This is a genomic window from Yoonia sp. 72, from assembly GCF_034652275.1.
Classification (GTDB): domain Bacteria; phylum Pseudomonadota; class Alphaproteobacteria; order Rhodobacterales; family Rhodobacteraceae; genus Yoonia.
In genome coordinates, this window is sequence record NZ_JAXIWG010000001.1 from 1,221,851 (window position 1) to 1,247,786 (window position 25,936).

Genomic DNA, 25,936 nt, shown 5'->3' on the forward strand with positions numbered 1-25,936 from the left:
GGTAAGGGGAGCGGCATGAAAAAGGTATACGGCTCGGCGCAGGAGGCTCTGGATGGGCTTTTGTTCGACGGCATGTTCATCGCGGCGGGGGGCTTTGGCCTGTGCGGGATTCCCGAATTGCTGCTGGCGGCGATCAAGGATGCAGGCACCAAGGATCTGACCTTTGCGTCCAACAACGCAGGCGTCGATGATTTCGGCATCGGCATCCTGTTGCAGACGCGACAGGTGAAAAAGATGATCTCGTCCTATGTGGGCGAGAATGCCGAATTCATGCGCCAGTATCTGAGCGGAGAGTTGGAGCTGGAATTCAACCCCCAAGGCACGCTGGCCGAACGGATGCGCGCCGGTGGCTGCGGTATCCCCGGTTTCTATACCAAAACCGGCGTCGGAACGGTCATCGCGGATGGCAAGGAACACAAGGATTTCAACGGCCAGACCTATATTCTGGAACATGGAATCTTTGCCGACCTGTCGATCGTGAAGGCATGGAAAGCGGATGAAACGGGCAACCTCGTGTTCCGCAAAACCGCGCGCAATTTTAACCCGCCCGCCGCGATGTGCGGCAAGGTCTGCGTCGTCGAGGTCGAAGAGATCGTTCCTACAGGCAGCCTTGACCCCGACACGATCCACTTGCCCGGCATCTATGTGCACCGGATCATTCAGGGCACGCATGAAAAACGGATCGAACAGCGCACAACGCGCAAGCGGGAGACAGTGTAATGCCTTGGGATCGCAATCAGATGGCCGCACGCGCCGCCGAAGAACTGCAGGACGGCTGGTACGTCAACCTTGGCATCGGCATCCCGACGCTGGTCGCCAATTACGTCGGCGACAAGGACATCACGCTGCAATCCGAAAACGGCATGCTGGGCATGGGCCCTTTCCCGTTTGAAGGTGACGAAGACCCCGATCTGATCAATGCAGGCAAGCAGACGATCACCGAACTCAAACGCACCGCCTATTTCGACAGTGCGACATCCTTTGGCATGATCCGTGGCGGCAAGATCGCAGCCGCGATCCTTGGCGCGATGGAAGTGGCCGAAAACGGCGATCTGGCGAACTGGATGATTCCCGGCAAGCTGGTCAAGGGCATGGGGGGTGCGATGGATCTGGTCGCCGGTGTGGGCCGTGTGATCGTGGTGATGGACCACACCAACAAGCATGGCGAATCGAAGGTGCTGAAATCCTGCACCCTGCCGCTGACAGGCAAAGGTGTCGTGGACCGGATCATCACCAATCTGGGTGTGCTTGATGTGGTCGAAGGCGGTTTGCGGATCGTGGAATGCGCCGAAGGCGTGACCGAGGCCGAATTGCGCGCCGCGACCGAAGCGACGATCGTCTGAAGGTCATCCAACTAATGTCAAAAAAAGCCCTGCCAGATGATCTGGCAGGGCTTTTTCTTTGGCCTCACAGACCGTTGACGTTGAACACGCAGGCGTCGGTGATCAATTCGGGCGGCGTCTGGCACAGCCCTTTGGCGACCTGCCATGCCGCAAGCACTTTGGGCACATAATCCATTGTCTCGGCGAAAGGCGGCACGCCTTCATAGCGTTGCACATTGCCTTCGCCGGCATTGTAGCCAGCCAACACCAACACAGGATCATTGCCGAAACGGTCCAGAAGCCATGCCAGATACGCCACGCCACCTTTGATGTTCTGGCCGGGGTTCATGCTGTCACTGACACCAAAGCGGGCCGCCGTCGCGGGCATCAGCTGCATCAGACCTTGGGCGCCCGCGCTGCTGACGGCCTCGGTGCGGCCCGAGCTTTCGATGGCGATGATCGCCAACACCAAGGCGGGCGACACGTTGGTGCCGACAGTTTCGCGCAGGATGTGCAGACCATGTGCAGAGGCGATATCTTGCAAGGATTGCAGGCGTGGTGCGGGGATACCCTGCCCCGCGGGGGGATTGTTGATCCGGTTGATCGCCAGTTCCAGCCGCGCAGGGCTTGAATCAGTCAATGACGACGGGACGGTTTCCCAGAACCAGCCGAACCCCGATCTGGCACGGGGCGGGGCAACTGCGGCGGCAGATACAGGTTCGGGGCGCGGTTCAGCATAGACCGGCGCGCGACGGGGCGCATTGGGATCAATCTGGACGTTGATACGCCCGGTCGTCTGGCCGGAGGCCGGCACGCCGACTCGCTTGAAAGTGAAATCGGGTTGCAGGCGTTCCACCTGCGCGGCGACAGCGGTAGCGCAAAAAAACGCGACTGCGGCCGCAAAGGCCACTTTGTTGTGATCCATGGACTGCCCTGCTCGAGGTTCTTGTTAATCCAAAGATGGCAGAATCCGTCGCTGACGCCATAGATTTGCGAACAATCCCGAATTTTTCCATTTGATTGCGGGCTTTTAGGCAACGCGTCAGCGTGAATATGAATATTTGTTCATACTTTCTTTTATTATAAATCAATAACTTAGCTCTGTTTTTCGCCGCCGGACGCTGCAAAACAGAAAAAACGCCGATCTTGTCAAATTCCCGCCCCAATTCGCCAGCAAGAAGGGGCCATCCAAGACGGAACGGGCAGCCACGGGTTGTCACAGACCCCGGCGAGGAACGGCTTGAACATCAACGATACCCTAGGAGAGATACCAATGCTTAACTTCATCAAAAATTTCCGCAACGACGAAGACGGTGCCGTCACCGTTGACTTCGTGGTTCTGACCGCAGCAATCGTTCTGCTGGGTCTGGCTGTCGGTGCAGCGATCCAGTCCGGCGCACGCGGCCTGGCGAACAACATCGAAGACGCGCTGCAGGCGGTCGAAGTTACCCCATAAGACGCTTCTGGCGCTTATGACATGATTTTGCTGCGCCATAGTCTTGGCGCAGCATCACTATATAGACAGCGATCCTGCCGGTCCTGTTTTCATGTTTGGTACGAAAGTCAGCCAGATGACATCAGTCGCACTCCGCTTTTGCAGCCAGTTGCTCTCGTTTCACGCGGATGAGCAGGGCGCGATCACAGTCGATTTCGTCGTTTTGACATCGGCCATTACACTTTTGGGCGTTGCGGTCGTGGGCGCCTTCAGCGGTGAAACAGTCCGCATCGCGAACGAGACATCAGATTTCGTGGCGAGCCAGCAGGTCGTACCCTAGACACGTCGGCGACAAGAATGGCGTGCAAACCACAGTAGCACACCGCCACCGCATATTGATTTGATACGTGCCAAGAATGCTGCCCGCAGAGGCAGCTTTTGCATGACGCACACGCAATTCGTTGATGCCACGCCCCGCGCGCCTTGTGACGCAGGTGCATCACGGTTTCCGCCAGAGGTGACAATCTGGCCGTGTTGTGATTGTATTTGGTAACCTCCTTGATCTATGGATGCGTGGAAAATCAGATAGACCAGTCGAGGAAAAGAGAATGCGCGCAGTTTTTGGTCTAGTACTTCTTGTTGGAATGGGACTGGCGGGTTTTGCCGTTTATATGGTCAACCAGTACATGGGCACGCAGACCGCACAGCTTGAACGGGCGCGTCAGATCGCGGCCTCGGCCCTCGCAACTGTCGATGTCTATGCTGCGGCGCGCCCCATCACCTACGGCGAACAGCTGACTATCGATGACGTTCGCATCATCAAATACCCGCGCGATTTCCTGCCCGCTGGCACCTTTGCCACAGAGGCAGATCTGTTTCCGCTGGGCCCGCAGGCGCCGCGCGTCGTGGTGCTGCCAATGGTGGCAAACGAGGTCGTCATTTCAAACAAGGTGTCCGAAGCGGGCGCCAGCCGTGGCCTGACCGCATTGGTCGAACCGGGCATGCGTGCTTTCCCTGTTGAAGGGCGGGTTGCGGCCGGTTTTGGCATCTTGCGGCCGGACGACCGCATCGACGTTTACTGGACCGGTCGCCTGCGCGACGGCCGCGAGGTCACGAACCTGATCAAATCCGGCGTCCAGATCATCGCCGTCCTTGGCGACGGCGAGGCGCGCGGCGGCCCGCAAAGCGTTGTGTTGCAGGTCTCGCCTGAGGATGTCGCTTTGCTGACGCAGGCACAAAACAGCGGGCGGCTGAGCCTAGCACTTGTCGGCGCTGGCGATATCACCGAGACAGGTCCGGTGACGATCGACAATTCTGCCCTGACCGGTGAGCAGGATATCGTGATCGAAGAAGCTCCCGTGGTCGAGGAAGCACGCCGTTGTTTTGTCACCCAGCGCAGCGGAACAGAGAGCGTTCAGGTCGAGATCGAATGCTCGAACTGAGCAACTGAAATCTGAGGTTGCAAGAAATATGTGCCGGCGAAGAGGCCTCTCTTCGCCGGTATTTTGTTTTCCGGGTTATCCCGCATATTGACGGAAACGTCGCAAATCATACCTCGGACGCCCATATATAGACATAAACGCTGGATTAACGAACCGCCGCGAAACCGGGGGATATTGGCAAGTGTTGCGCGATCTCCACATTCGGTTTGACCTCCAACGCATTGATTATTGCAATAAATGCTAGCGTGACGCATGGTCCCCGCATCAAGGGCATCAAGACCCATTTCAATGAGGCGTGATCGGAGAGGCAGGTCACTTATGAATTATGACAGATTTCTAAAAGCCGTACTGACGGGTCTGACGTTGTCGATGACAGCGGCAGCACCGGCTGTGGCACAGGATGGGACTTTGCGCGTTTTGCGCGGGGCCGCATCCAGCGCCCTGGAGGTCCCCATGAACCGGGCCGTCGTCGTCGAAAGCGACGTCCCTTTTACCGAGCTGTCGATCGCCAACCCTGGCATCGCTGACATCTCGTCCTTGTCCGACCGCACGATCTATGTGCTGGGCAAGGAACCGGGCCGCACCACGCTGACCCTTCTGGGTGCAGACGGGCGGCTGATCACGAACGTTGAGGTGCATGTCTCGCCTGACATGGCCGAGTTCAAGGAACGCCTGACGCAGATCCTGCCCGGCGAGAATATCGAAGTGCGTACTGCCAACGACGGGATCGTGCTGTCGGGCACGGTCAGTTCCACCGCACGTCTGGATCGCGCGCTTGATCTTGCACAGCGGTATGCCCCTGACCGGGTGTCGAACCTGATGTCGGTCGGTGGCACCCAGCAGGTCATGCTCAAGGTCCGGTTTGCAGAAATGCAGCGCTCGGTCAGCAAGGCGCTGTCGTCGTCACTGGCGCTGAGCGGCCCATCGCTCCAGAACAACCGGTCGATTCGCGGTGGCACGAACACGAGCGTCGGGAATGGCGGGATCGGTGGTGCGCTCAACAACGCCGTGCCGACGATCAACGCCAACAACGGCGCGTTCCTGTTCGGCTTTGACGCTGGCGGCGTCGAAGTCGGTCTCTTGCTGGAGGCGCTCGAATCGCGCGGTGTCGTGCGGTCCCTCGCAGAGCCGAACCTGACCGCGCTAAGCGGGCAGCAGGCGACGTTCCTTGCGGGCGGTGAATACCCCGTCCCTGTGGCCAACGACGAAGGCAGCATCACGGTCGAATTCAAACCATTCGGCGTTGAACTGAACTTTACCCCACGCGTGGTTGATGGTGACATCATCAACCTTGAACTGCTAGCGGCGGTGTCGTCGATCGACCCATCGAACAGCTTTTCGGCCAACGGTTTCGAGATCGCGGCCTTCAGCCGCCGTGAAACATCGACCACGGTGGAAATGCGCGACGGTGAAAGCTTTGCGATCGCAGGGCTTTTGTCGGATGACTTTACCGACCTGAGCGGTCAGGTGCCGTGGATCGGGGACGTGCCGATCCTGGGTGCCCTGTTCCGCAGCGCGGAATATGCCCGCCGTCAGACCGAACTGGTCATCATCGTCACCCCGCATCTGGTATCCCCGACGCGCGGTCAGGCACTTGCCCTGCCAACCGATCGGGTGCGGCCGCCGACCGAGCAGGACCTGTTCCTTTTCGGGCGGGTTGCAGCCAGCAACGCACCGACCCGCGGTGGCGCGGGTGAAGTAGCACGGCAGGACTTTGTCGGGTCCTACGGCTATGTCATGGATGAATGATTGGAGCGCGAGACAATGAAACCCTATCTGACAACTGCGCTTGTCGCAGCTACACTGTCCGCCTGCGGTCCATCCGACCCGACTTTCTCGTCCTTCTTCTCGGAAGCGGGCGCAGAGATCGATCAGGGTGATTTCGGCAATGCCACGGCAAACAATGCCGCCGTGCAGTCGGGCTCGCAGCAAGACTATACGATCAATCTGGCGCGCCGCTTCAATACGGACGTCGATGCGATGGTGAACTTTGAATTCGATTCGGCGGTGCTGGACGCGCAGGCTCAGGCCACTTTGCGCCAGCAGGCCGATTGGATCCGCCAGTTCCCCGAAGTGCGTTTCAAGGTATTCGGCCACACCGATCTTGTCGGTTCGGCCGAATACAACCGCAACCTTGGACTGCGCCGTGCGCAGGCTGTCGTTGCATACCTGACCACGCAGGGCATCAGCCGCGACCGGCTCGAAGCTGTCGTGTCTTTTGGCCAGACGCAACCGCTGATCCCGACGCCGGAACCCGAACGCCGGAACCGGCGCACGGTCACCGAAGTGTCGGGCTTTGTCGAAACGAGCCCGATGCTGCTGAACGGCAAATACGCGCAAGTCATCTTCCGCGAGTATATCGTCAGTGCCGTCCCACAAACCACCGTGGATCAAGGGGCGATTGCGACAGGCACAGGCGGGTAAGCTTGAGCGAACCAGTTTACGCCGGCTGCGCTGGCGTAAACACTCTTTCGTATTTGACAAGATCGTCGCAAAATTTCGCACAATCACGACGTTTTGGTCCAATTCTCGACATGATTTCCCCCCACATTTGTAGATAGCGATGATAAAGTCGCGACAGTCGCCCTCTCGACGGCAAGTTGCTGGGGGCGATTGATCCACGCCGTAGGGAAATCTGCCAGAAATAACCGAGGACGAACACTATGAGCACCAGCCCGGTCGTTCAACACGACCCACCACCGATCGTGGCCTGTACGATCAGTCGCGATGTGCAGATCTTCGATCTGTTGATCGAGGATATGGAATCGGCGCTTGGTGACTCGTGGGGCGACCTGAGTTTCGACGATGCCGCAGCCTTTTTGGCCCAACCCGAGGCACGCGGCCTGCAATTCGTGACAATCGCGATGGATGCGCAGGACGAAGACAATCTCGGCACCGTGTCCGAGATCATCGCTGCTGCCAAGGCCGCACGGATCAAGGTGATCCTGATCGCCGAAGACCTCACGCCCGCTGCGCTGCACAAGCTGCTGCGCGAAGGCGGCGACGAATTCGTCCCCTACCCTTTGCCAGAAAACGAACTCGCCCGCGCGATCGAACGGGTTCTGACCATCGACGATTCCGTGCAAGCGGCGGGCAACAACGCAAAGTTCAAGGCCACGGGTGACAAATCCGGCGTTGTGATTCCGATCCACGGTCTGGCCGGGGGTACGGGTGCAACCATGATGGCTGTGAACCTTGCTTGGGAGCTGGCTAACATCGACCCCAAGGACCCACCCAAGGTCTGCCTGATCGATCTGGATTTCCAGTTCGGAACGGCCTCCACCTATCTTGACCTGCCACGCCGCGAATCGGTTCTGGAGATGCTGACCGATACCGCCGCGATGGATGCGGAAAGCTTCATGCAGGCGATGCTGACCTATGGCGACAAGCTGCATGTGCTGACCTCGCCCACGGATATGATTCCGCTCGACATGATCTCGTCGGCCGACATCACCCGCGTGATCGAGATGGCACGGATGAACTTCGACTATGTCGTGATCGACATGCCATCAACGATGGTCGAATGGTCGCAGACTGTGTTGGAAGCAGCCCATGTCTATTTCGCGATGATCGAGCTGGAGATGCGCTCGGCCCAGAATACGCTGCGTCTGAAACGGGCGCTGCAATCCGAAGATCTGCCGTTCGAAAAGATCCGCTTCATTCTGAACCGCGCCCCCGGCTTTACCGACCTGAACGGCAAAAGCAGGGTCAAACGACTGGCAGAAAGTCTTGGCATCTCGATCGAGGTGCTGATGCCCGACGGCGGCAAAGTCGTCATGCAAAGCGCCGACCACGGCACACCGCTGGCCGAAAGCAATGCGAAGAATCCACTGCGCAAAGAAATCATGAAACTTGCGAAGTCGGTGCACGAGGTCAATGTGGCCGCGACCGCCGACGCCAGAGCATAAGAGGCGATCCATGTTTTCAAAGTACAAAAAGCCAACTGTTCCTCTTGCCGGTGCCGCGCCGGTCACAGGGCCACGCGCCGTCGCTACAGCCCCAAAAGCTGATGACGCCCGCCAGTCGCTGATGAAGAACATGCCGTCGCGCAGACCGGCCGAGGCCGGGCCTGCCGACAAGGACAAGCGCCGCAAGGACCGTTTGCAGGAACTCAAGCTTGATCTGCACAAGTCGCTTTTGGAAAACCTGAACCTTGCCGCGCTTGAAACCGCGACCGAACAGGAACTGCGCACCGAAATCAACGCGATCGCCAACGAAACCTTGGAAGAAATGGGCGTCGTGCTTAGCCGCGAGGAACGCCAGACACTGAGTCAGGACCTGTTTTTCGAGGTGACGGGCCTTGGCCCGCTGGAAACGCTGCTCAAGGATGACACGGTCAACGATATTCTGGTCAACGGCCCGCAGCAGATTTTCGTGGAACGCAACGGTAAGCTGGAACTGACCGAAGTCACATTCAAAGACGAACGCCACCTTTTGCGCATCATCGACAAGATCGTGTCCGCCGTGGGCCGCCGCGTCGATGAAAGTAACCCCTATGTCGACGCGCGTCTTGCCGACGGGTCGCGTTTCAACGCGATGGTGCCGCCGATTGCAGTGGACGGATCGCTGGTGTCGATTCGTAAATTCAAGAAAGACAAGCTCGGGATCGAGGATCTGGTCCGCTTTGGCGCCTTTACCGAGGAAATGGCCGCCTATCTGCAGGCCGCCGTGTCCACCCGTCTGAACATCATCGTGTCAGGCGGTACAGGTTCGGGGAAAACGACGACGCTGAACGCGCTGTCCGGCTTCATCGACGATGCCGAACGTATCCTGACGATCGAAGATACTGCCGAACTCCAGCTGCAACAGACCCACGTGGGCCGGATGGAAAGCCGCCCGCCCAACGTCGAAGGCAAAGGCGGCGTTTCGCAGCGCGACTGTCTGAAAAACGCCCTGCGGATGCGCCCTGACCGGATTATCGTCGGGGAAACCCGTGGCGAGGAAGTCATCGACATGTTGCAGGCCATGAACACCGGCCACGACGGATCGATGACGACGATCCACGCCAACTCTGCCCGCGACGGTGTCAGCCGTCTCGAGAACATGATCGCGATGGCCGGGATCGAGATGCCGATCAAGGCGATGCGCAGCCAGATCGCCTCGGCTGTGAACCTGATCGTGCAGGCATCGCGTCTGCAGGATGGTTCGCGCCGCATGACCTCGATCACGGAAATCACCGGCATGGAAGGCGATGTGATCTCGATGCAGGAAATCTTCCGCTATCAGCGTGTCGGCCTGACCCCCGACAACAAGATCATCGGCCATTTCACCGCAACAGGCGTGCGGAGCCACTTTTCCGAACGCTTCAAGCTGTGGGGCTACGATCTGCCACCAGCGATCTTTGAACCCATGGTCGCGGAGTAAGCCCGATGATTTCAGCAGAACCCGTCATCTATGTCCTGATCTTCGTTGCCGTACTGGCGCTGGTCCAAGGCGCCTATCTTGTGATTTTCGGCAAGTCGATCAGCATGGACGGGAAGGTCAATCGCCGCCTTGATATGCTTGAAAAGGGTGGCAACCGCGAACAGGTGCTCGACCAACTCCGCAAGGAGATGACGCAGCACATGAAATCGCAAAGCATCCCGATCTATTCATTGCTTGCGAACAAGGCCCAGAAAGCGAACATCGCCTTCACACCGATCCAGATCATCATGTTGATGGGTGCGGTCAGTGTCGTCGCATTCCTGATGCTGACCGTGATGACCGAAGTCGCACCGCCGGTGCGTATTCTAGTCAGTGTGCTGATGGGTGTCGGCGGGGTTTATGTCTGGATCAGCCGCAAGGCGACGCAACGGATGAACCTGATTTCCGAACAACTGCCTGACGCTGTCGAACTGATGGTGCGCTCTTTGCGCGTGGGGCATCCGTTCTCGAACGCGATCAACATCGTGGCCAAAGAGGTCCCCGATCCGCTCGGAACCGAGATGGGAATCATCGCCGATGAAACCGCATATGGGCGCGACATGGGTGAAACGCTCAAGGCGATGGCCGAACGGCTCGACAATCAGGATTTGCGCTTTCTGGCCGTCGCCGTGACGATCCAGCAATCGTCGGGCGGTAACCTTGCGGAAATCCTCGACGGTCTGGCCAAGGTGATCCGCGCGCGGTTCCGTCTGTTCCGCCGCGTCAACGCGATCACCGCAGAAGCGAAATGGTCGGGCAAGCTTTTGTCGGGTTTCCCGATCCTTGCCCTGATCGGCATCAACGTCGTGCAGCCGGACTATTTTGACGAGGTCATGGAAAGCCCGCTGTTCATCCCGGCCTGCTTTGTCGTGGCGGCCTTTCTGGTGCTGAACCTGATCGTGATGCGATCGCTGACCGATATCAAAGTCTGAGGGACGAACCATGGAAGCCATCCAAACCGCCATCGTCAATGTCCTAGGCCCCTTCGGCCCTCTTATGGTTGTGGGCCTTCTGGGGTTCATGATGATTCTTGTGACCTTGCCGGTCCTTCTCAAGCGTGAAGAAGACCCGCTTGACCGGCTCAAGGCCGCAAATCGGCAGGCGGGCAAGAAGGAAAAAGGCGAAAAGCTGCGCGCGGCGTCAAGCAAGGACAAGCTGGAAAAGTATTCCACCTTTCTGGAACCGCAGAACGCCGAAGAATATTCCGCTATCAAGCTCAAACTGCTGCAGGCCGGATACCGTGGCAAGAATGCGGTGCGGATCTACCATTTTCTGCAATTCGCCTTGGGGATTGCGGGACTGGTCGGCGGCGGCATCTACGCCTTGATTGAAATGTCCCAGCGGACAGTCGACACGCAGGGGCTGATCATGATGATCTTCCTTCCCGGCGGTATCGGCTATCTGTTCCCGAAATACTGGGTCACGCGCCGTGTCGCGATCCGCAAAGAGGCGATCGTGAACGCCTTTCCCGATTCGCTCGATCTGATGCTGGTCTGTGTCGAGGCGGGCCAGTCTCTGGACCAGTCGATCGTGCGTGTGTCGAACGAATTGCGCACCGGCTTTCCCGAACTCGCCGAGGAGTTCGAGATCGTCAGCCAGGAAGCCAAGGCAGGCAAGGACAAGACCACCGTGCTTAAGGATATGGCCGAACGTTGCGGCGTGCCGGATATTTCCAGCTTTGTGACGGTGATGGTGCAATCGGCGCAGTTCGGGACCTCGATTTCGGATGCGCTGCGTGTTTACGCCAGTGAAATGCGCGACAAACGCGTCATGCGCGCCGAAGAGGCCGCCAACAAGCTGCCGACCAAGATGACGCTGGCCACCATGATGCTGACGGTGCCGCCGCTGATGGCGATCCTGATCGGGCCTTCGATCTATGCGATCGCGACGAACCTGGGATAAGGGCTGAACGGGCTATGGGCATTCACACGGGCATCGCTGCCCTTGCGCTGATCATGCTGGCCGCCTGTGGTTCAGGCGGCCAAGGTCGTTCAGGTGACGGGACTTTCGCACCGGGTGTCGCAGGGATGAGCGATATCGACGGGCTGATCATCGGCCACCGTTTGATGGCGGCGGGCGAATACGATCTGGCCCTGCGCGCCTATAACCGCGCAGCCGCCCAACAGGGGTTAAACGTCGATACGATGTCGGCGATCGGATCGGCCAACCTCAATCTGGGCCGGCTTGGGCAGGCCGAACGCTGGCTAAGGCGCGCCGTTGAAGAGGACCCGACCTTTCCGCCCGCGTGGAATAATCTGGGCGTCATCCTGATGGAACGCGGTCAGGTCGGCGAAGCGAGCGAGGCTTTCCGTCGCGCCTATGCCGCAGATAATGGCAATTCGGATGAAATTCGCGACAATCTGCGCTTATCTCTCGCAAATCTCGTCGATTCCGGCGATAATGTGGTAGATGAAGTGCAGAACTTTAATCTGATCCGGCGCGGTACGGGCGATTTCGTGTTGATGTCGGATCTGTAGGCAGAGCAGCAAAAGGACGCAGAAACATGCGCCAACCTATTTTCCTGACGCTTTGTGCGGCGGTCATCGGCTTGTCCGCATGCAGCCAATCAGGCGATGCCGAGGTGGAACGGGCCCTACGGGATCTGAACGTCGTTGACGAAACCAACCTCAACGATGTGATGCTGACAGTCGGCGACCCGAACGAAGCCGTCAATTATTTCGCGACCGCAAGCAACAACGATCCGGGGCGGATCGACCTTCAACGCGGACTTGCCAAGTCGCTGGTGCGCGCCCGTCGCTCGACCGAGGCTGTCTCCGCTTGGCAGGCCGTTGTCGCGCATCCTGACGCCACAGATGAAGACCGCGTCGATCTGGCCGACGCGCAGATCCGGAGCAATCTCTGGGATGAAGCGGCAGCGACGCTGAACACGATCCCGCCAACGTTCGAGACATTCGAGCGTTACCGGCTCGAAGCGATGGTGGCCGACAGCCGCCAGCAATGGGACAAAGCCGACAGTTTCTATGAAACAGCCGTCGGTCTGACGACGCGGCCTGCACCAGTTTACAACAACTGGGGCTTTTCGAAACTGACGCGGGGCGATTATGCGGCGGCAGAGCGGCTATTTTCCGACGCGCTGCGGTTCAATCCGGGGATGTTCACCGCCAAGAACAATCTTGTTCTGGCCCGTGGCGCGCAACGCAATTATACGATCCCTGTTGTGACCATGACACAGGTGGAACGCGCACAACTGCTGCACACGCTTGCCCTGACCGCGATCAAGCAGAACGATGTGACGATCGGCAAATCGCTGCTGAACGACGCGATCAATACCCATCCGCAGTATTTCGAGGAAGCGGTGCGTGCGCTGGAAGCGCTCGAAAACAACGTGTTGAACTGATCCGATGGGATTGACCGCCACAGCCGCATATTGGTTTCTGCCGGCCGTCGTCCCGATTTCGGTCTATGTCGCGTGGAGCGACATGCACCGGATGAAGATCCCCAATGTCGCGGTTTACGCGCTGGTGGTCAGTTTTGCGGTACTGGGCCTGATCGCCCTGCCCTTCACGCAATATCTGTGGCACTGGACCCATCTGGTCGTCGTGCTGTTGGCGGGATTCGTGCTGAATGCGCTGCGTGTGCTTGGGGCGGGGGATGCCAAATTCATGGCAGGTGCCGCGCCTTTCATGGCGACGGATGACCTGCCGCTGATTCTGCCCCTGTTCGCGGCCTGTCTGATGGCGGGTCTTGTCACGCACCGGCTTGCGAAAATCAGCCCCTTGCGGGCAATGGTCCCGCATTGGGAAAGCTGGTCAACGGGGCGGCGGTTTCCCATGGGCTTTCCGTTGTCGATGACTTTGGTGTTTTATCTGGCACTGATCGCGATCTATCGCTGAAGCCTTGCGCAATGCCTTGGACTGGGACATCTTTGTTCACGATTTCGCCATAATACCCTGTAGAGTATGGCAAGGTCCGGATATCGTCCGGCACAGGTTTCCAGCGGATAGGCAGAACAAATGAACGTGCAAGCTTCCAGTGTGATGGCACCACCCGCACCGCGCAGTCTGGGTGCGATGTTGCTGCCCATGGCCATGATGCGCGACATCCTGATCAAGACGATGTTCCGCATGAACCTTGATCTGGTGTCACAGATCAGCCGCGCTGTCTGTCTGCCCGTCTCGGTCACGCAGGAACTGGTCGATATGGCGCGCAGCCAGCTTCTGCTGGAGGCGACAGGCACGCTGAACGCCAACAACGGCAATGAGATGGGCTATCGGCTGACCGACACAGGCCGCGCCCGCGCGCTTGATGCGCTGCACCAGTCCGAATATTACGGGCCCATGCCCGTGCCGCTGTCGGTCTATTCCGAACAGATCAAGCGCCAGTCGATCCGCAACATCCAGATCACGCGCGAACAGTTGACGACGGCGATGGGCCACCTTGTCCTGCCCGACGATCTGTTGTCCAACCTCGGCCCCGCTGTCAGCGCTGGCCGGTCGATCCTGATGTATGGCCCGCCCGGTAACGGGAAATCCTCGATCTCGAACGGGATCAGGGACGCGCTGGGGGACAAGATCTATGTGCCGCGTGCCATCGAATATTCCGGACAGGTCATCACCGTCTATGACCCCATCGTGCATTCCGCGGCCGAAGATGACGTGGACGATCCTAACAGCCTGCGTCGCACATCAGGCCGGTTCGACACGCGCTATGTGCGCTGCGAACGGCCCACGGTGATCACGGGTGGTGAATTGTCGTTGTCGATGCTCGACCTTGTCTACAACCCGACCGCGCGCACCTATCAGGCGCCGTTGCAGCTGAAATCCACCGGCGGCATCTTCATCGTGGACGACCTTGGCCGTCAGGCGGAACCGCCGCAGACGCTGGTCAACCGCTGGATTGTGCCGCTCGAAGAAAACAAGGATATTCTGGCGCTGCAGTCGGGCGAAAAGTTCGAGGTGCCTTTTGACACGCTGGTCGTGTTCTCGACCAACTTCCACCCCAACGCGATCTTCGACAAGGCGGCGCTGCGCCGGATTTTCTACAAGATCAAGATCGACGGCCCCAATCAGGAAGACTACCTCAAGATTTTCGCCATGGTCGCGCGCAAGCGCAAGATGCCGCTGGACGAAGACACGCTGGTCCATCTGCTGAACGTGCGGTATCCCGAGATCGACAATATCTATGCGAACTACCAGCCCGTGTTCCTGATCGACCAGATGATCTCGATCTGCGAATTCGAAGGCATCCCCTATCAGATGTCACCCGAACTGATTGACCGCGCATGGGCCAACATGTTCGTCAAGGAAGAAGACATCGTGCGCTGACCCGAGGCTGCTCTTTGCAATCCAAAGGCTTCCCCCTACCTAGGGGGAAGTCTTCTTGTTTCGGGACCCCATGCCAGACACCACGCGCCATCTGCCAGCGGCTTTCCACGACTGGTTCGCGCAGCGCGGCTGGTCGGTGCATCCGCATCAGCAGGCCATGCTCGACCGCGCAGGCGACCCCGCACTTTTGCTGATCGCACCCACAGGGGGCGGCAAGACGCTGGCGGGTTTTCTGCCCAGCCTTGCGGAACTCTCGGATGGCACGCATCGGGGTCTGCACACGCTCTATGTCTCGCCGCTCAAGGCGCTGGCGGCGGATATCAAACGCAACCTGCGCACCCCCGTCGATGACATGGCCTTGCCGATCCGGATCGAGGATCGCACTGGCGACACATCCTATACCCAGAAACGCCGCCAGCGCGCCGACCCGCCGCATATCCTGCTGACGACACCCGAATCGCTGGCGCTGCTCATCAGCTACGAGGATGCGCCGCGCATATTTGCCGGGTTGCAGCGTGTGATCGTCGATGAAATCCACGCACTCGCCGAAAGCAAACGGGGCGATCAGCTGATGCTGGCGCTAAGCCGCTTGCAAACCCTTGCCCCCGGCCTGCGTCGTGTCGGTCTGTCCGCCACGGTCGAGGACCCGCCCGCCATCGCCCGCATGTTGGCGCGCCACCCCGACCCCTGTCCGATCCTGCTGGCCGATCCCGGCCCTGCCCCCGATATCGCCATGCTGCAAACCGATGCGCCACCACCGTGGGCGGGCGGCGGTGCCACCTACGCCATCCCCGCCGTGCTGGAGGCCGTGAAACAGCACAAAACCACGCTGATCTTTCACAACACCCGCGCGCAGGCCGAGATTTTCTTTCACAACCTGTGGCTCGCCAATACCGATGATCTGCCGATCGGCATCCACCACGGCAGCCTTGCCCGCGAACAGCGCGAACGCGTGGAATCCGCGATGGTTGCAGGCCAGCTGCGCGCCATCGTCTGCACCGGCAGTCTGGACCTTGGCATCGACTGGGGCGATGTCGATCTGGTCATTCAGGTCGGCGCGCCCAAGAACGTCAAACGTCTGGTGCAGCGGATCGGGCGGGCCAACCACCGCTACAACGCGCCGTCCAAGGCTCTGCTGGTGCCCGCCAACCGGTTCGAGGTGGTCGAATGTGTCGCGGCATTGGAGGCCGTGCAAGCCCACGACCTTGACGGCGACCCCAAAGGTGCTGGCCCGCGCGACGTGCTCTGCCAGCATATCCTGATCAGGGCCTGCGCAGGGCCGTTCCACGCCGATGACCTGTTCGCCGAAGTATGCAGCGTGGGGGCCTATGCCGGGCTGACCCGGGCTGATTTCGACGCCTGCCTCGATTTCTGCGCCACGGGCGGCTATGCCCTGCGCGCCAATGACCGCTGGAAACGCCTGCTGCAGACCGCGGACGGCAAATGGCAGTTGCGCGACCCGCGCGCTGCCCTGCGCATCCGCATGAACATCGGCACGATACAGGACACCGACACGCTGAAAGTCAGGCTAAAGGGCAATTTCAAACCCTTGGGCGAGGTCGAGGAAGCCTTTGCCGCCACCCTGACCCAAGGCGACACCTTCCTGATCGGCGGCCAGATCGTGCGCTATGACGGGTTGCGCGAGATGACAGTCGAAGTGACGCGCGATGCCAGCAAGACCCCCAAGATCGCGACCTTCATGGGCACGAAATTCGCCAATTCCACGCAACTGTCGCAACGCATCCTGCGGATGTTCACCCAAGACGACTGGCCGCAACTGCCCGCCCACACCGCCGCGTGGCTGGGCCTGCAACGGCAGGTGTCCAAACTGCCCGAGGCGGACCGGATACTCGTCGAAAGTTTCCCCCATGACGGCCGCCAGCATATCTGCGTCTACGGCTTTGCGGGGCGCAACGCGATGCAGACGCTGGGCATGCTGCTGACCCAGCGGATGGAGGAACTGGATCTGCACCCTTTGGGTTTCGTCGCCACCGATTACGCGGTGCTGATCTGGGGGCTTGATGCCGTGACTGACGCAGAACCCTTGTTCCGCGCCCCTGATCTGCGGGCAGGGTTCGAGGATTGGCTGTCCGGCAATGCCGTCATGAAACGCACGTTCCGGGGGGCCGCGACCATCGCGGGCCTGATCGAACGCAACCTGCCGCAGGCCCGTAAATCGGGGCGGCAGGCGACGTTTTCGTCCGACATCCTCTATGACACGCTGGCGAAATACGACCCCGACCACCTGATGCTGCAGATCACCCGTGAAGAGGCTTTGCGCGGTCTGGTCGATTTCGGCCGGATCGAGGAGATGCTCGCCCGCACCGCAGGCCGCGTCGATCATGTCGTGCTCGACCGTGTCACACCGCTGGCGATGCCGCTTTTCCTTGAACAGGGGCGCATCGCGCTGGCCGGTGCCGGCCGCGAACGGCTGATGGAGGATCAGGCCGCAGCCCTGATGGCCAAGGTCGGATTGCCAGCGGATTGAACCTTGCGCAGACAGGGTAAATCGGCAAAGAACATTGCATGAACAGCTATACTTTCACCTTTTGCGGCACGCTTTGTCGGGCCCTGCCCACCGGCGCGCTCTGGCTGCCCGAGGCTGGCACGCTCTGCGTCTCCGACCTGCACTTAGGCAAATCCGACCGGATCGCGCGGCGCAGCGGCGTGATGTTGCCACCCTACGAGGTGCAGGAAACGCTGGACAAGCTGGCAGGCGATATCGGTGCAACCGCTCCGGCACAGGTCATCTGCCTTGGCGACAGTTTCGACGATCTGGCCGCGGTGGACAGTCTGGACGATGCGATGCGCCTGCGCCTGACCAGCCTGCAGGCGGGGCGCAAATGGGTCTGGATCGAAGGCAACCATGACCCCGGCCCCGTCGATCTGGGCGGCAGCCATCTGGCGCAATTGCAGGTGGGCGCGCTGACCTTCCGCCATATCGCAACCAGCGCCGCTGCCGAGGTGTCAGGCCATTACCACCCCAAGCACCGGCTGGCAGGGCGCAGCCGTCCCGCCTTTGTCGTCGATGCCGCGCGGCTCGTCATGCCCGCCTACGGCGCCTATACCGGCGGGCTTGATTGCATGTCGCCCGTGATCCGCCAGTTGTTCGGCCCGCGCGCCTTTGCGATCCTGACAGGCCACAAGGCACTGGCCGTCCCATTGGCATGACCATCCCCATCGTTCGAGCCCAAATATCCCCGCCGGAGGCTCCGTCTGCGCAGCAGGCGGATCAGACGGTCAGCCCCTCAGGCTCAGCCAGCCCGTTGGCACGGCAACAGGCGGTGACCGTATTGGCCAGCAGACAGGCAATCGTCATCGGCCCCACCCCGCCCGGCACCGGCGTGATCGCCCCGGCCACGGCGGCGCAAGCCGCGTAATCCACATCACCTACCAACCGCGTGCCACCATCATCACTAGCAATCCGGTTGATGCCCACGTCGATCACCGTCGCCCCCGGCTTGATCCAATCGCCCTGCACCATACGCGCGCGGCCCACAGCGGCCACGACGATATCCGCCTGCCGGACCATCGCGGGCAGGTCAGCCGTGCGGCTATGCGCGATCGTAACGGTGCAGCTGTCGCCCAGCAGCAACTGCGCCATCGGCTTGCCCACGATATTGGACCGCCCGATCACCACCGCATGTTTGCCCGAAAGCGACCCGTGATGATCGCGCAGCAACATCAGGCAGCCCAAAGGCGTGCAAGGCACCATCGCCTTTTGCCCCGTGCCCAACAGCCCCACGTTCGAGATATGGAACCCGTCCACATCCTTGGCCGGATCGATGCTGTTGATGACCAAATCGCTGTTCAGATGCTTGGGCAACGGCAGTTGCACAAGGATACCATGCACCGCCGGATCAGCGTTCAGCTTGGCGATCAGCGCCAGCAGATCGGCCTCAGACGTGGTGTCAGGCAGGCGGTGCTCAAAGCTGCGCATCCCCACCTCGACCGTCATCTTGCCTTTACTGCGGACATAGACCTGACTTGCGGGATCTTCGCCCACCAGTACAACGGCCAGCCCCGGCACGATGCCATGACCCTCTTTCAAGCCCGCTACGTGACCCGCGATAGTCACCCGCAGCTTGGCCGCAAAAGCCTTGCCGTCCAGAACTTGTGCCGTCATTGGATATCTTTCCTGTCGCTGTCCGGCCCAAGCCGGGTTTCCTCGCGCGCGATCGACCAGTCGATCAACTGCCGCCAAAGCACCTCAACCAGATCAGGCGACAGGCCCTGCGCCGCCGCATGACCGCGCACATTGGCCACCACCTCTTCCACGCGGGGGGTGATCCGGGCGGGCAGACCTGCCACAGCCTTGATCGCCGCCGCGCGGTCGATATAGGCAGCGCGTTCGGCCAGTATCCGCACGAGGTCGGCGTCGATCCGGTCGATTTCGGCCCGGATATCGGCCATATCGTTGCAATCCTGCGGTATCTTCACATCCGGTCCTTTTTGCTTGGGGCCGCTTGCCGGATACGCCCTCGGGCGCGCGATGACAACAGCGACAAGCCGCCTCAGAACAACCCTTCGATCTGACCGTCCGCATTGAGCATGATGGTTTCTGCCGATGGCACGCGCGGCAGGCCCGGCATGGTCATGATCTCGCCGCAGATGGCGACGATGAAACCGGCACCGGCACTCAGCCTTACCTCGCGCACAGGAATGGTGAACCCCGTAGGCGCGCCGCGACGTTCGGGATCTGTGGTAAAGCTGTATTGTGTCTTTGCCATACAGACCGGCAGATGGCCGTATCCCTGATCTTCCCATTGCTTGAGTTGGTCGCGGATCTTGCCATCCACGATCACCCCGTCCGCGCGATAGATCTTTTGGGCAATGGTCTCTATCTTCTCGAACAGGCCCATCTCGTCAGGATAGATCGGGGCAAAGTTCGCCGCATCCTTATCCGCGATATCGGCAACCAGCGTCGCAAGATCGGCGATCCCTGCCGACCCATGCGCCCAATGCTTGCACAAGACGGCTTGCGAGCCTTGCGTGGCGACATAGGCCTTTACAGCATCCACCTCTGCATTGGTGTCCGTCACAAAATGGTTGATCGCGACGACAACCGGCACGCCAAAGGATTTCACGTTCTCGATATGGCGACCCAGATTGGCGCAACCGGCCTGCACGGCATCGACATTCTCGGCCCCGAGATCGGCTTTGGCCACGCCGCCGTTCATCTTCATCGCGCGCACCGTGGCCACGACGACAACGCAGGACGGCGCAATGCCCGCCTTGCGGCATTTGATATTCATGAACTTTTCGGCGCCCAGATCGGCGCCGAAACCGGCCTCGGTCACGACATAATCAGCCAGCTTCAGCGCGGTCGTCGTCGCCGTCACCGAATTGCACCCATGCGCGATATTGGCAAAGGGGCCACCATGCACAAAGGCGGGGTTGTTTTCCAGCGTTTGCACAAGGTTCGGCTGCAGCGCATCCTTGAGCAGGACCGTCATCGCGCCATCCGCCTTGAGATCGCGGCAATAGACGGGCGATTTGTCGCGGCGATAGGCGACGATGATATCGCCCAGCCGCTTTTGCAGATCGGCCAGATTGCGGGCCAGACACAGGATCGCCATGACCTCGGAGGCGACAGTGATATCGAACCCCGCCTCGCGCGGGTAACCGTTGGCCACCCCGCCCAGTGACGCGGTGATCTGGCGCAAGGCGCGGTCGTTCATATCCATGACCCGCCGCCAGACGACACGGCGGATGTCGATATCGAGGCTGTTGCCCCAATAGACATGGTTGTCGATCATCGCGGCCAGCAGATTGTGGGCAGATGTGATGGCATGGAAATCGCCGGTGAAATGCAGGTTCATATCCTCCATCGGGATCACCTGCGCATAGCCGCCGCCTGCCGCACCGCCTTTCATCCCGAAACAGGGCCCGAGCGAGGCTTCGCGGATACAGACCACCGCCTTCTTGCCGATGGCGTTCAACCCGTCCCCAAGACCCACGGTCGTCGTGGTCTTGCCTTCGCCCGCTGGCGTGGGGTTGATCGCGGTCACAAGGATCAGCTTGCCATCGGGGCGATCCTGCACGGCGTCGATCAGGCGCTGGCTGACCTTGGCCTTGTCATGGCCGTAAGGCACGAGGTCGTCGACCTGAATGCCGAGCTTTGCGCCGATCTCTTGAATGGGGCGCTTGGTCGCGGCGCGGGCGATCTCGATATCGGATTTAATTGCCATGTGATCTTTCCTGTGTCTGGCCATGTCCTCTTTTCTAAAGAGGCGCTTGCACCCGCCGTCCCTTGATTGCGACGCAATCCGCCCCGCCAGCGGCGGGGGTCAGGCGCGCCAAGCCCGCTGGCCCGGCACATGCAGCGTCACGGCATCGCCCACACGCACATGGCCTTCGCGTTCGACCCATGCGGTGACGCCGCGCTTGTCCTTGGCCGCCGCCTTGAACCGGTCGCCCGCGCCCGGATGGTCGGCGTTGATCGCCTTGGCGGGCAGATGGCAGGGCTGGTTTTCCATATCGACGACAATGGCCGACCCGTCGGGAAACTGGAGCCGCGACGAGGGCGGCAGATGCGTGAAATCCGGAATGCCGCGCACCACCAGCGACGCGCCCGCATAGGCCGGATCAAGATCGTCCAGCCCGCAATCGGCGGCGATCTGCGCCAGTTCCTCGGCGGACATCACGCAAAGCTGGCGCACGTTGCGGATTTCCGTGCCGCGCGGATGCTGGCTGACCACACGCGAACAGGACGGGCGTGTCAGGCCGCCATGCGCCTCGCCGGGAATGCCCGCATAGGTCAGCTGCGCCTCTTGCACCGCGACCGAGGTCAGCGCGGCCTCACGGTCGGGCACCAGACCCAACCAGACAACTTCGCCGATGATCTCTGTCTTCTTCAACGCGGGCATGGCCGACCTCCTGCTACTGCGCGCAACATTGGCCGCGCGCGGCGCAAAAAGACAAGTCATCTTCCGAGAAAAAAAGTCCGCACCGGAGCTGCAACGCAAAACGCCGCCCCGCGGGGCGGCGTTTGATCGGTCAGACCGAAGGTTCCGGCTCCAGCCCGCCATCGGGCGCGCGGGGCTTTTTGGGCTTGGTCTTGGGGATCGCCGTCACCGAAGACCCCGCAGACGGCGGCGTGCCGCCCTTGTCGTCAGTCGCATGGGGCAGCTCTCCCGCAATCACGCGCTTGATCTCGTCACCTGTCAGGGTTTCGTATTCCAGAAGACCCTGCGCCAGACGTTCGAACTCTTCCTTCTTTTCGGTGATGATCTTGTAAGCAAGCTCATAGCCGTCCTGAATGAAGCGGCGGACCTCTTCCTCGATCATGACCTTGGTATCGGCGGACACCGACAGACCGGCGGTGTTGCCCTGATAGCCTTCATGCGCTTCGGCATAGTCGATATTGCCGATCTTGTCGGACATCCCCCAACGCAGCACCATCGCACGGGCCAGCTGGCTGGCCTGCTGGATGTCACCCGCAGGGCCGTTGCTGACGGAATCGGGGCCGTATTTGATGATCTCGGCAGCCTTGCCCGCCATCGTCATCGCAAGACGCTGGTGGCATTCGTCCTTGAACATGTTCAGACGGTCGATTTCCGGCAGGCTCATCACCATGCCCAATGCACCGCCGCGCGGAATGATCGTCGCCTTATAGACGGGGTCGCACTTGGGCAGCGTGATGCCGACGATTGCGTGCCCAGCCTCGTGATAGGCGGTCATTTCCTTTTGCTCGGCGGTCATCACCATCGACCGGCGTTCAGCGCCCATCATCACCTTGTCCTTGGCCGATTCGAAATCGACCATGGTCACGAAACGGCGTCCCACACGGGCAGCCATCAGAGCGGCCTCGTTCACAAGGTTCGCCAGATCTGCCCCCGAAAACCCGGGCGAGCCGCGTGCGATGATCCGCAGATCGACATCGGGACCCAATGGAACCTTGCGCGCATGCACGCCCAAAATCTTTTCGCGGCCCTTGATATCGGGGTTGGGCACGGTGACCTGACGGTCAAAACGACCGGGGCGCAGCAAGGCGGGGTCCAGCACGTCGCGCCGGTTGGTGGCCGCAACGATGATGACGCCTTCGTTGGCTTCGAACCCGTCCATTTCGACCAGAAGCTGGTTCAGCGTCTGTTCGCGTTCGTCATTGCCACCGCCCATGCCGACACCACGCGCACGGCCCACGGCGTCGATTTCGTCGATAAACACGATACAGGGCGCGTTCTTTTTGGCCTGTTCGAACATGTCGCGCACACGGGATGCACCCACACCGACAAACATTTCCACAAAGTCAGAGCCCGAGATGGTAAAGAACGGCACGCCCGCCTCGCCCGCGATGGCACGCGCCAGCAAAGTCTTACCAGTCCCGGGAGGGCCGACAAGCAGCGCGCCTTTGGGGATTTTACCACCAAGACGGCTGAATTTCTGCGGGTTGCGCAGGAATTCGACGATCTCTTCCAGTTCTTCCTTGGCCTCGTCGATGCCCGCGACATCGTCAAACGTCACGCGACCCGATTTCTCGGTCAACAGCTTGGCCTTGGATTTGCCGAACCCCATCGCCCCGCCTTTGCCGCCGCCTTGCATCCGGTTCATGAAATAGATCCAGACGCCGATCAGCAGAAGGAACGGCAGCAAGCTGACAAGGAACGACTGGAACACCGACGTTTCCTGGCTGCGCGCCTCGAACGGGACATTGGCCCCGATCAGCAGATTGGTGATCTCGGCATCTGACGGCGCGATGGTCGTGTAGTTCCGCCCGCCTTCGGAATAGCGGACACGTTCGCCGTCGATCACAGCATCGGTCACGCGGCCGGATTGCACGGCTTCGACAAATGTCGAAAAGCTGCGCGCATCGCCGCCGGTCGTGCTGGCGGGGCTGCTGAACAGGTTGAATAAGGCCAGGACCATCAAGAACATGACGACCCAAAAGACCATGTTGCGTGCGTTACCCAAGGGGGACTCCTATCACATCGTCATACAGGCGACAGACTCGTGCCTGTGTGGTTGTTATTAGAATAGGGACAAACCGCCGATCTTCAATGCGCAAAGCCGTGCGCAGGGCTATTCCGCGACAATCTGCGCGGACCAATCTGCACCAAATCCTGCCAAAGGTGCGGAAACCAGCATATCTCCGCGCCAGACCGCGGGTGTTGCCTGCAAGGACCGGCGCGGCAACCCGCTGTGCCGCCAGTCGGGGCAAAGGTCGATCCCCGCGCCAAGCGCCCGCACGGCAAGGTCAGCGGCATGCGGCCCCGACAGCCGCCAGCGCCCGTCCCATAGCGCGGTCGTCGGCGCCTTGAGGTCCGCGACAGCCTTGGGTTCGCGGCCCACGCGCAGCACCGGCCCTTCGAAGCTCATCAGGCACCCGCCCAGCGTCGCCCCTTGCCCGTCAAACAAGGATTGCATCAGGCGCAACTGTTCGTCGCGGCGGGGCGCAGCCAGATGCCGGTTCACCTGCCCCATTGCAGCCAGCACCAGACGGCGGGCCTGTTCCTGCGACAGCGTCCGCAACGGCAGCGTGACCAGCACATCGCCTTTCTGGTGCAGCAGACAGGCGCGGGCCAGATCGACAGTCTGGTCGTCCAGCGCCGCCGCAGCAGCAGCCATGTTCTGGGCAACCTGCCCCAAAGCTTGCGGCGTCAGCCCCAGTTCCGCGAGCAGACCCGCCGCCTGCCTGATCCTGATCCGCGTATAAGCCGGGTCATCATTGGACGGATCTTCGTACCAGACGTGCCCCCGCGTGCTCAGGTCGTCGCGCAGCGCGGATCGCGTGACGTGCAGCAAAGGCCGGTGATACCGCAGGCCGTCGCGCAGAGTGACAGGGGCCATACCAGCCAAGCCGTCCACCCCCGCGCCGCGCGCCAGCGCCATGATGATCGTTTCCACCTGATCGTCAGCAGTATGGCCAAGCGCGATATCAGTAATCCTTTGAGCCTGCGCCCAACCAGCCAAGAGATGATATCGCGCCTGACGCGCCTGATCCTGCAGGTTGCCCCGCCCGTCCCAGCCCGTCCATTTCAGGGTCTGGTGCGCAAAGCCATAGCCCCTGCAAATACCCGCAACCATCGCACATTCTATAGCACTTTCAGGCCGCAGGCCGTGATCGACAGATGCAACACTGATCCTGCCACCATACGCAGCGGCCAGATGCAGCAGTGCAAGGGAATCTCCCCCGCCGGAAACGGCAAAACCGACGGGACAGCCGCTTTGCAACAGCGCGATGAAGGCGGGCGCAAGTCGCGGTGGCTGCGAGGTTACTGGCATCCCAGGTTTTGCATCGCCATCCGCGCATCATTCACCGCGGGGCTGCCGGGAAAACGCACGTTGACCTCAGCCAAGGTCAGACAGGCATCCTGTGTCTGCCCGATGGCACCCAAGGCTGCGCCAAGCCGGAACAGCGATTGCGGGGCGCGCTGGCCCACGGGATCTGCGGAAAAGGATTCCAGAAAGGCGCGGGCGGCACTGGTATTCTCGCCCAGCCCTTCCAGCGCCTGACCGCGGATGAACGCTGCCTCGGGCGCTAGCGGGCTTCCCGGATAGGTCGTGGCAAAGGCCGATAGCTGGTCCACGGCGCCGCGAAAGTCACCCGAGGCGAGCGCCTCCTGCGCCCGCCGGATGTCGTCTTGTTCGCCGATTGCTACTGCAGGGCCGCCGGTCACTGGCGGCAGGTTGGCGACGGGCACGCCCGCCGAATTATCGACACCGCCCAAGGACGGCGTGTCCCCAAGGTTCGCGATATCGCAGTTTGGTTCCAGTTCGCACAGGCGGAATTCCAGATCACCGATCCGGTTTGTCCCGTCTACGGTGATGCGGTTGACGCGGAATTCCAGTTCTTCCGCTTTGGAGGTCAGCCGCTGCAGTTCCGCCTCGATCGCGTTGAGCCGGTCAAGCGGCGTCGCCCCAGCAATACCCGTGGACAAAGCGCCAGTCGTGGAAAGTTCCGAGCGCAGCCGCTGCACATCGACATAAAGCGCGGTCAGCTGCTGGCGGATGTCCGCCAGCGTCTGATCCTGTGCTGCGGCGGGCAAAGGGGCCAACAGAACGGCACAAACGGCAAGAATACGGTGCAGCATCATTGGCCCCCGGTCT

Annotated in this window: 25 protein-coding genes; 17 read left to right on the forward strand and 8 right to left on the reverse strand. The window is 60.7% G+C overall.

Annotation, left to right across the window (positions count from 1 at the left end):
- Positions 1-15: 15 nt before the first annotated feature.
- Both VCK47_RS06280 and VCK47_RS06285 read left to right on the forward strand, forming a co-directional pair.
- A complete protein-coding gene (locus tag VCK47_RS06280) occupies positions 16-720 on the forward strand; it encodes a CoA transferase subunit A (protein WP_322889855.1) in 705 nt (234 codons plus the stop codon).
- Positions 720-1,343, forward strand: a complete 624-nt coding sequence (locus VCK47_RS06285; protein WP_019954752.1) for a 3-oxoacid CoA-transferase subunit B — start codon at positions 720-722, stop codon at positions 1,341-1,343. Before VCK47_RS06280 ends, VCK47_RS06285 begins: the two co-directional genes overlap by 1 nt.
- 64 nt (positions 1,344-1,407) lie before the next feature.
- Here the strand turns inward: VCK47_RS06285 and VCK47_RS06290 are convergent, their stop codons facing one another.
- Positions 1,408-2,247, reverse strand: coding sequence for a lytic transglycosylase domain-containing protein (locus VCK47_RS06290; protein ID WP_322889856.1), 840 nt, complete (start codon positions 2,245-2,247; stop codon positions 1,408-1,410).
- Positions 2,248-2,595: 348 nt separating this feature from the next.
- Between VCK47_RS06290 and VCK47_RS06295 the strand changes: the two genes are divergently transcribed.
- The 15 genes from VCK47_RS06295 (at position 2,596) to pdeM (ending at position 18,058) form a co-directional block, all read left to right on the forward strand.
- Positions 2,596-2,778 carry a hypothetical protein gene (locus VCK47_RS06295; RefSeq protein WP_322890037.1) on the forward strand — a complete coding sequence of 61 codons (183 nt, stop codon included), beginning with the start codon at positions 2,596-2,598 and terminating at the stop codon, positions 2,776-2,778.
- Positions 2,779-2,869: 91 nt separating this feature from the next.
- A complete protein-coding gene (locus VCK47_RS06300) occupies positions 2,870-3,097 on the forward strand; it encodes a hypothetical protein (RefSeq protein ID WP_322889857.1) in 228 nt (75 codons plus the stop codon).
- 268 nt (positions 3,098-3,365) lie between these two features.
- Positions 3,366-4,199 (forward strand): Flp pilus assembly protein CpaB, encoded by an 834-nt coding sequence (cpaB, locus tag VCK47_RS06305; protein WP_322889858.1) that lies wholly within the window; start codon positions 3,366-3,368, stop codon positions 4,197-4,199.
- A 318-nt stretch (positions 4,200-4,517) separates the two neighbouring features.
- Entirely contained in the window at positions 4,518-5,948 is a 1,431-nt protein-coding gene (locus VCK47_RS06310) for a type II and III secretion system protein family protein (protein ID WP_322889859.1), read from the forward strand.
- Positions 5,949-5,963: 15 nt separating this feature from the next.
- Positions 5,964-6,623, forward strand: coding sequence for an OmpA family protein (locus VCK47_RS06315; RefSeq protein WP_322889860.1), 660 nt, complete (start codon positions 5,964-5,966; stop codon positions 6,621-6,623).
- A 239-nt stretch (positions 6,624-6,862) separates the two neighbouring features.
- Positions 6,863-8,107: an AAA family ATPase gene (locus VCK47_RS06320; RefSeq protein WP_322889861.1), complete on the forward strand. Its 1,245-nt coding sequence runs from the start codon at positions 6,863-6,865 to the stop codon at positions 8,105-8,107.
- A 10-nt stretch (positions 8,108-8,117) separates the two neighbouring features.
- On the forward strand, positions 8,118-9,563 hold the full coding sequence (locus tag VCK47_RS06325) for a CpaF family protein (protein WP_322889862.1): 1,446 nt from the start codon (positions 8,118-8,120) through the stop codon (positions 9,561-9,563).
- Positions 9,564-9,568: 5 nt separating this feature from the next.
- Positions 9,569-10,534, forward strand: a complete 966-nt coding sequence (locus VCK47_RS06330) for a type II secretion system F family protein (RefSeq protein ID WP_322889863.1) — start codon at positions 9,569-9,571, stop codon at positions 10,532-10,534.
- 10 nt (positions 10,535-10,544) lie between these two features.
- Positions 10,545-11,504 carry a type II secretion system F family protein gene (locus VCK47_RS06335; protein WP_322889864.1) on the forward strand — a complete coding sequence of 320 codons (960 nt, stop codon included), beginning with the start codon at positions 10,545-10,547 and terminating at the stop codon, positions 11,502-11,504.
- Positions 11,505-11,518: 14 nt separating this feature from the next.
- The gene (locus VCK47_RS06340; RefSeq protein WP_322889865.1) at positions 11,519-12,079 is read left to right on the forward strand and encodes a tetratricopeptide repeat protein; all 561 of its coding nucleotides are present in this window, start codon (positions 11,519-11,521) and stop codon (positions 12,077-12,079) included.
- Positions 12,080-12,105: 26 nt separating this feature from the next.
- Positions 12,106-12,960, forward strand: a complete 855-nt coding sequence (locus VCK47_RS06345; RefSeq protein WP_322889866.1) for a tetratricopeptide repeat protein — start codon at positions 12,106-12,108, stop codon at positions 12,958-12,960.
- Between the two features lie 4 nt (positions 12,961-12,964).
- Positions 12,965-13,456, forward strand: a complete 492-nt coding sequence (locus tag VCK47_RS06350; protein ID WP_322889867.1) for a prepilin peptidase — start codon at positions 12,965-12,967, stop codon at positions 13,454-13,456.
- Between the two features lie 120 nt (positions 13,457-13,576).
- Positions 13,577-14,887 carry an ATPase gene (locus VCK47_RS06355; RefSeq protein ID WP_322889868.1) on the forward strand — a complete coding sequence of 437 codons (1,311 nt, stop codon included), beginning with the start codon at positions 13,577-13,579 and terminating at the stop codon, positions 14,885-14,887.
- 70 nt (positions 14,888-14,957) lie between these two features.
- Positions 14,958-17,375 (forward strand): ligase-associated DNA damage response DEXH box helicase, encoded by a 2,418-nt coding sequence (locus VCK47_RS06360; protein WP_322889869.1) that lies wholly within the window; start codon positions 14,958-14,960, stop codon positions 17,373-17,375.
- Between the two features lie 38 nt (positions 17,376-17,413).
- Positions 17,414-18,058 carry a ligase-associated DNA damage response endonuclease PdeM gene (gene pdeM / locus VCK47_RS06365; protein ID WP_322889870.1) on the forward strand — a complete coding sequence of 215 codons (645 nt, stop codon included), beginning with the start codon at positions 17,414-17,416 and terminating at the stop codon, positions 18,056-18,058.
- A 61-nt stretch (positions 18,059-18,119) separates the two neighbouring features.
- Here the strand turns inward: pdeM and folD are convergent, their stop codons facing one another.
- From folD to ybgF, 7 genes are all read right to left on the reverse strand, one after another.
- On the reverse strand, positions 18,120-19,013 hold the full coding sequence (gene folD / locus VCK47_RS06370) for a bifunctional methylenetetrahydrofolate dehydrogenase/methenyltetrahydrofolate cyclohydrolase FolD (protein WP_322889871.1): 894 nt from the start codon (positions 19,011-19,013) through the stop codon (positions 18,120-18,122).
- On the reverse strand, positions 19,010-19,327 hold the full coding sequence (locus tag VCK47_RS06375; RefSeq protein ID WP_322889872.1) for a chorismate mutase: 318 nt from the start codon (positions 19,325-19,327) through the stop codon (positions 19,010-19,012). Before VCK47_RS06375 ends, folD begins: the two co-directional genes overlap by 4 nt.
- Before the next feature lie 74 nt (positions 19,328-19,401).
- A complete protein-coding gene (locus VCK47_RS06380; RefSeq protein ID WP_322889873.1) occupies positions 19,402-21,078 on the reverse strand; it encodes a formate--tetrahydrofolate ligase in 1,677 nt (558 codons plus the stop codon).
- 99 nt (positions 21,079-21,177) lie between these two features.
- Positions 21,178-21,756: an MOSC domain-containing protein gene (locus tag VCK47_RS06385; RefSeq protein ID WP_322889874.1), complete on the reverse strand. Its 579-nt coding sequence runs from the start codon at positions 21,754-21,756 to the stop codon at positions 21,178-21,180.
- Between the two features lie 130 nt (positions 21,757-21,886).
- Positions 21,887-23,782, reverse strand: coding sequence for an ATP-dependent zinc metalloprotease FtsH (gene ftsH, locus VCK47_RS06390; RefSeq protein ID WP_322890038.1), 1,896 nt, complete (start codon positions 23,780-23,782; stop codon positions 21,887-21,889).
- A gap of 126 nt (positions 23,783-23,908) precedes the next feature.
- Positions 23,909-25,111: a tRNA lysidine(34) synthetase TilS gene (tilS, locus tag VCK47_RS06395; RefSeq protein ID WP_322889875.1), complete on the reverse strand. Its 1,203-nt coding sequence runs from the start codon at positions 25,109-25,111 to the stop codon at positions 23,909-23,911.
- Entirely contained in the window at positions 25,102-25,923 is an 822-nt protein-coding gene (gene ybgF, locus VCK47_RS06400; protein WP_322889876.1) for a tol-pal system protein YbgF, read from the reverse strand. The genes tilS and ybgF overlap by 10 nt, the downstream gene beginning before the upstream one ends.
- Positions 25,924-25,936 lie beyond the last annotated feature (13 nt).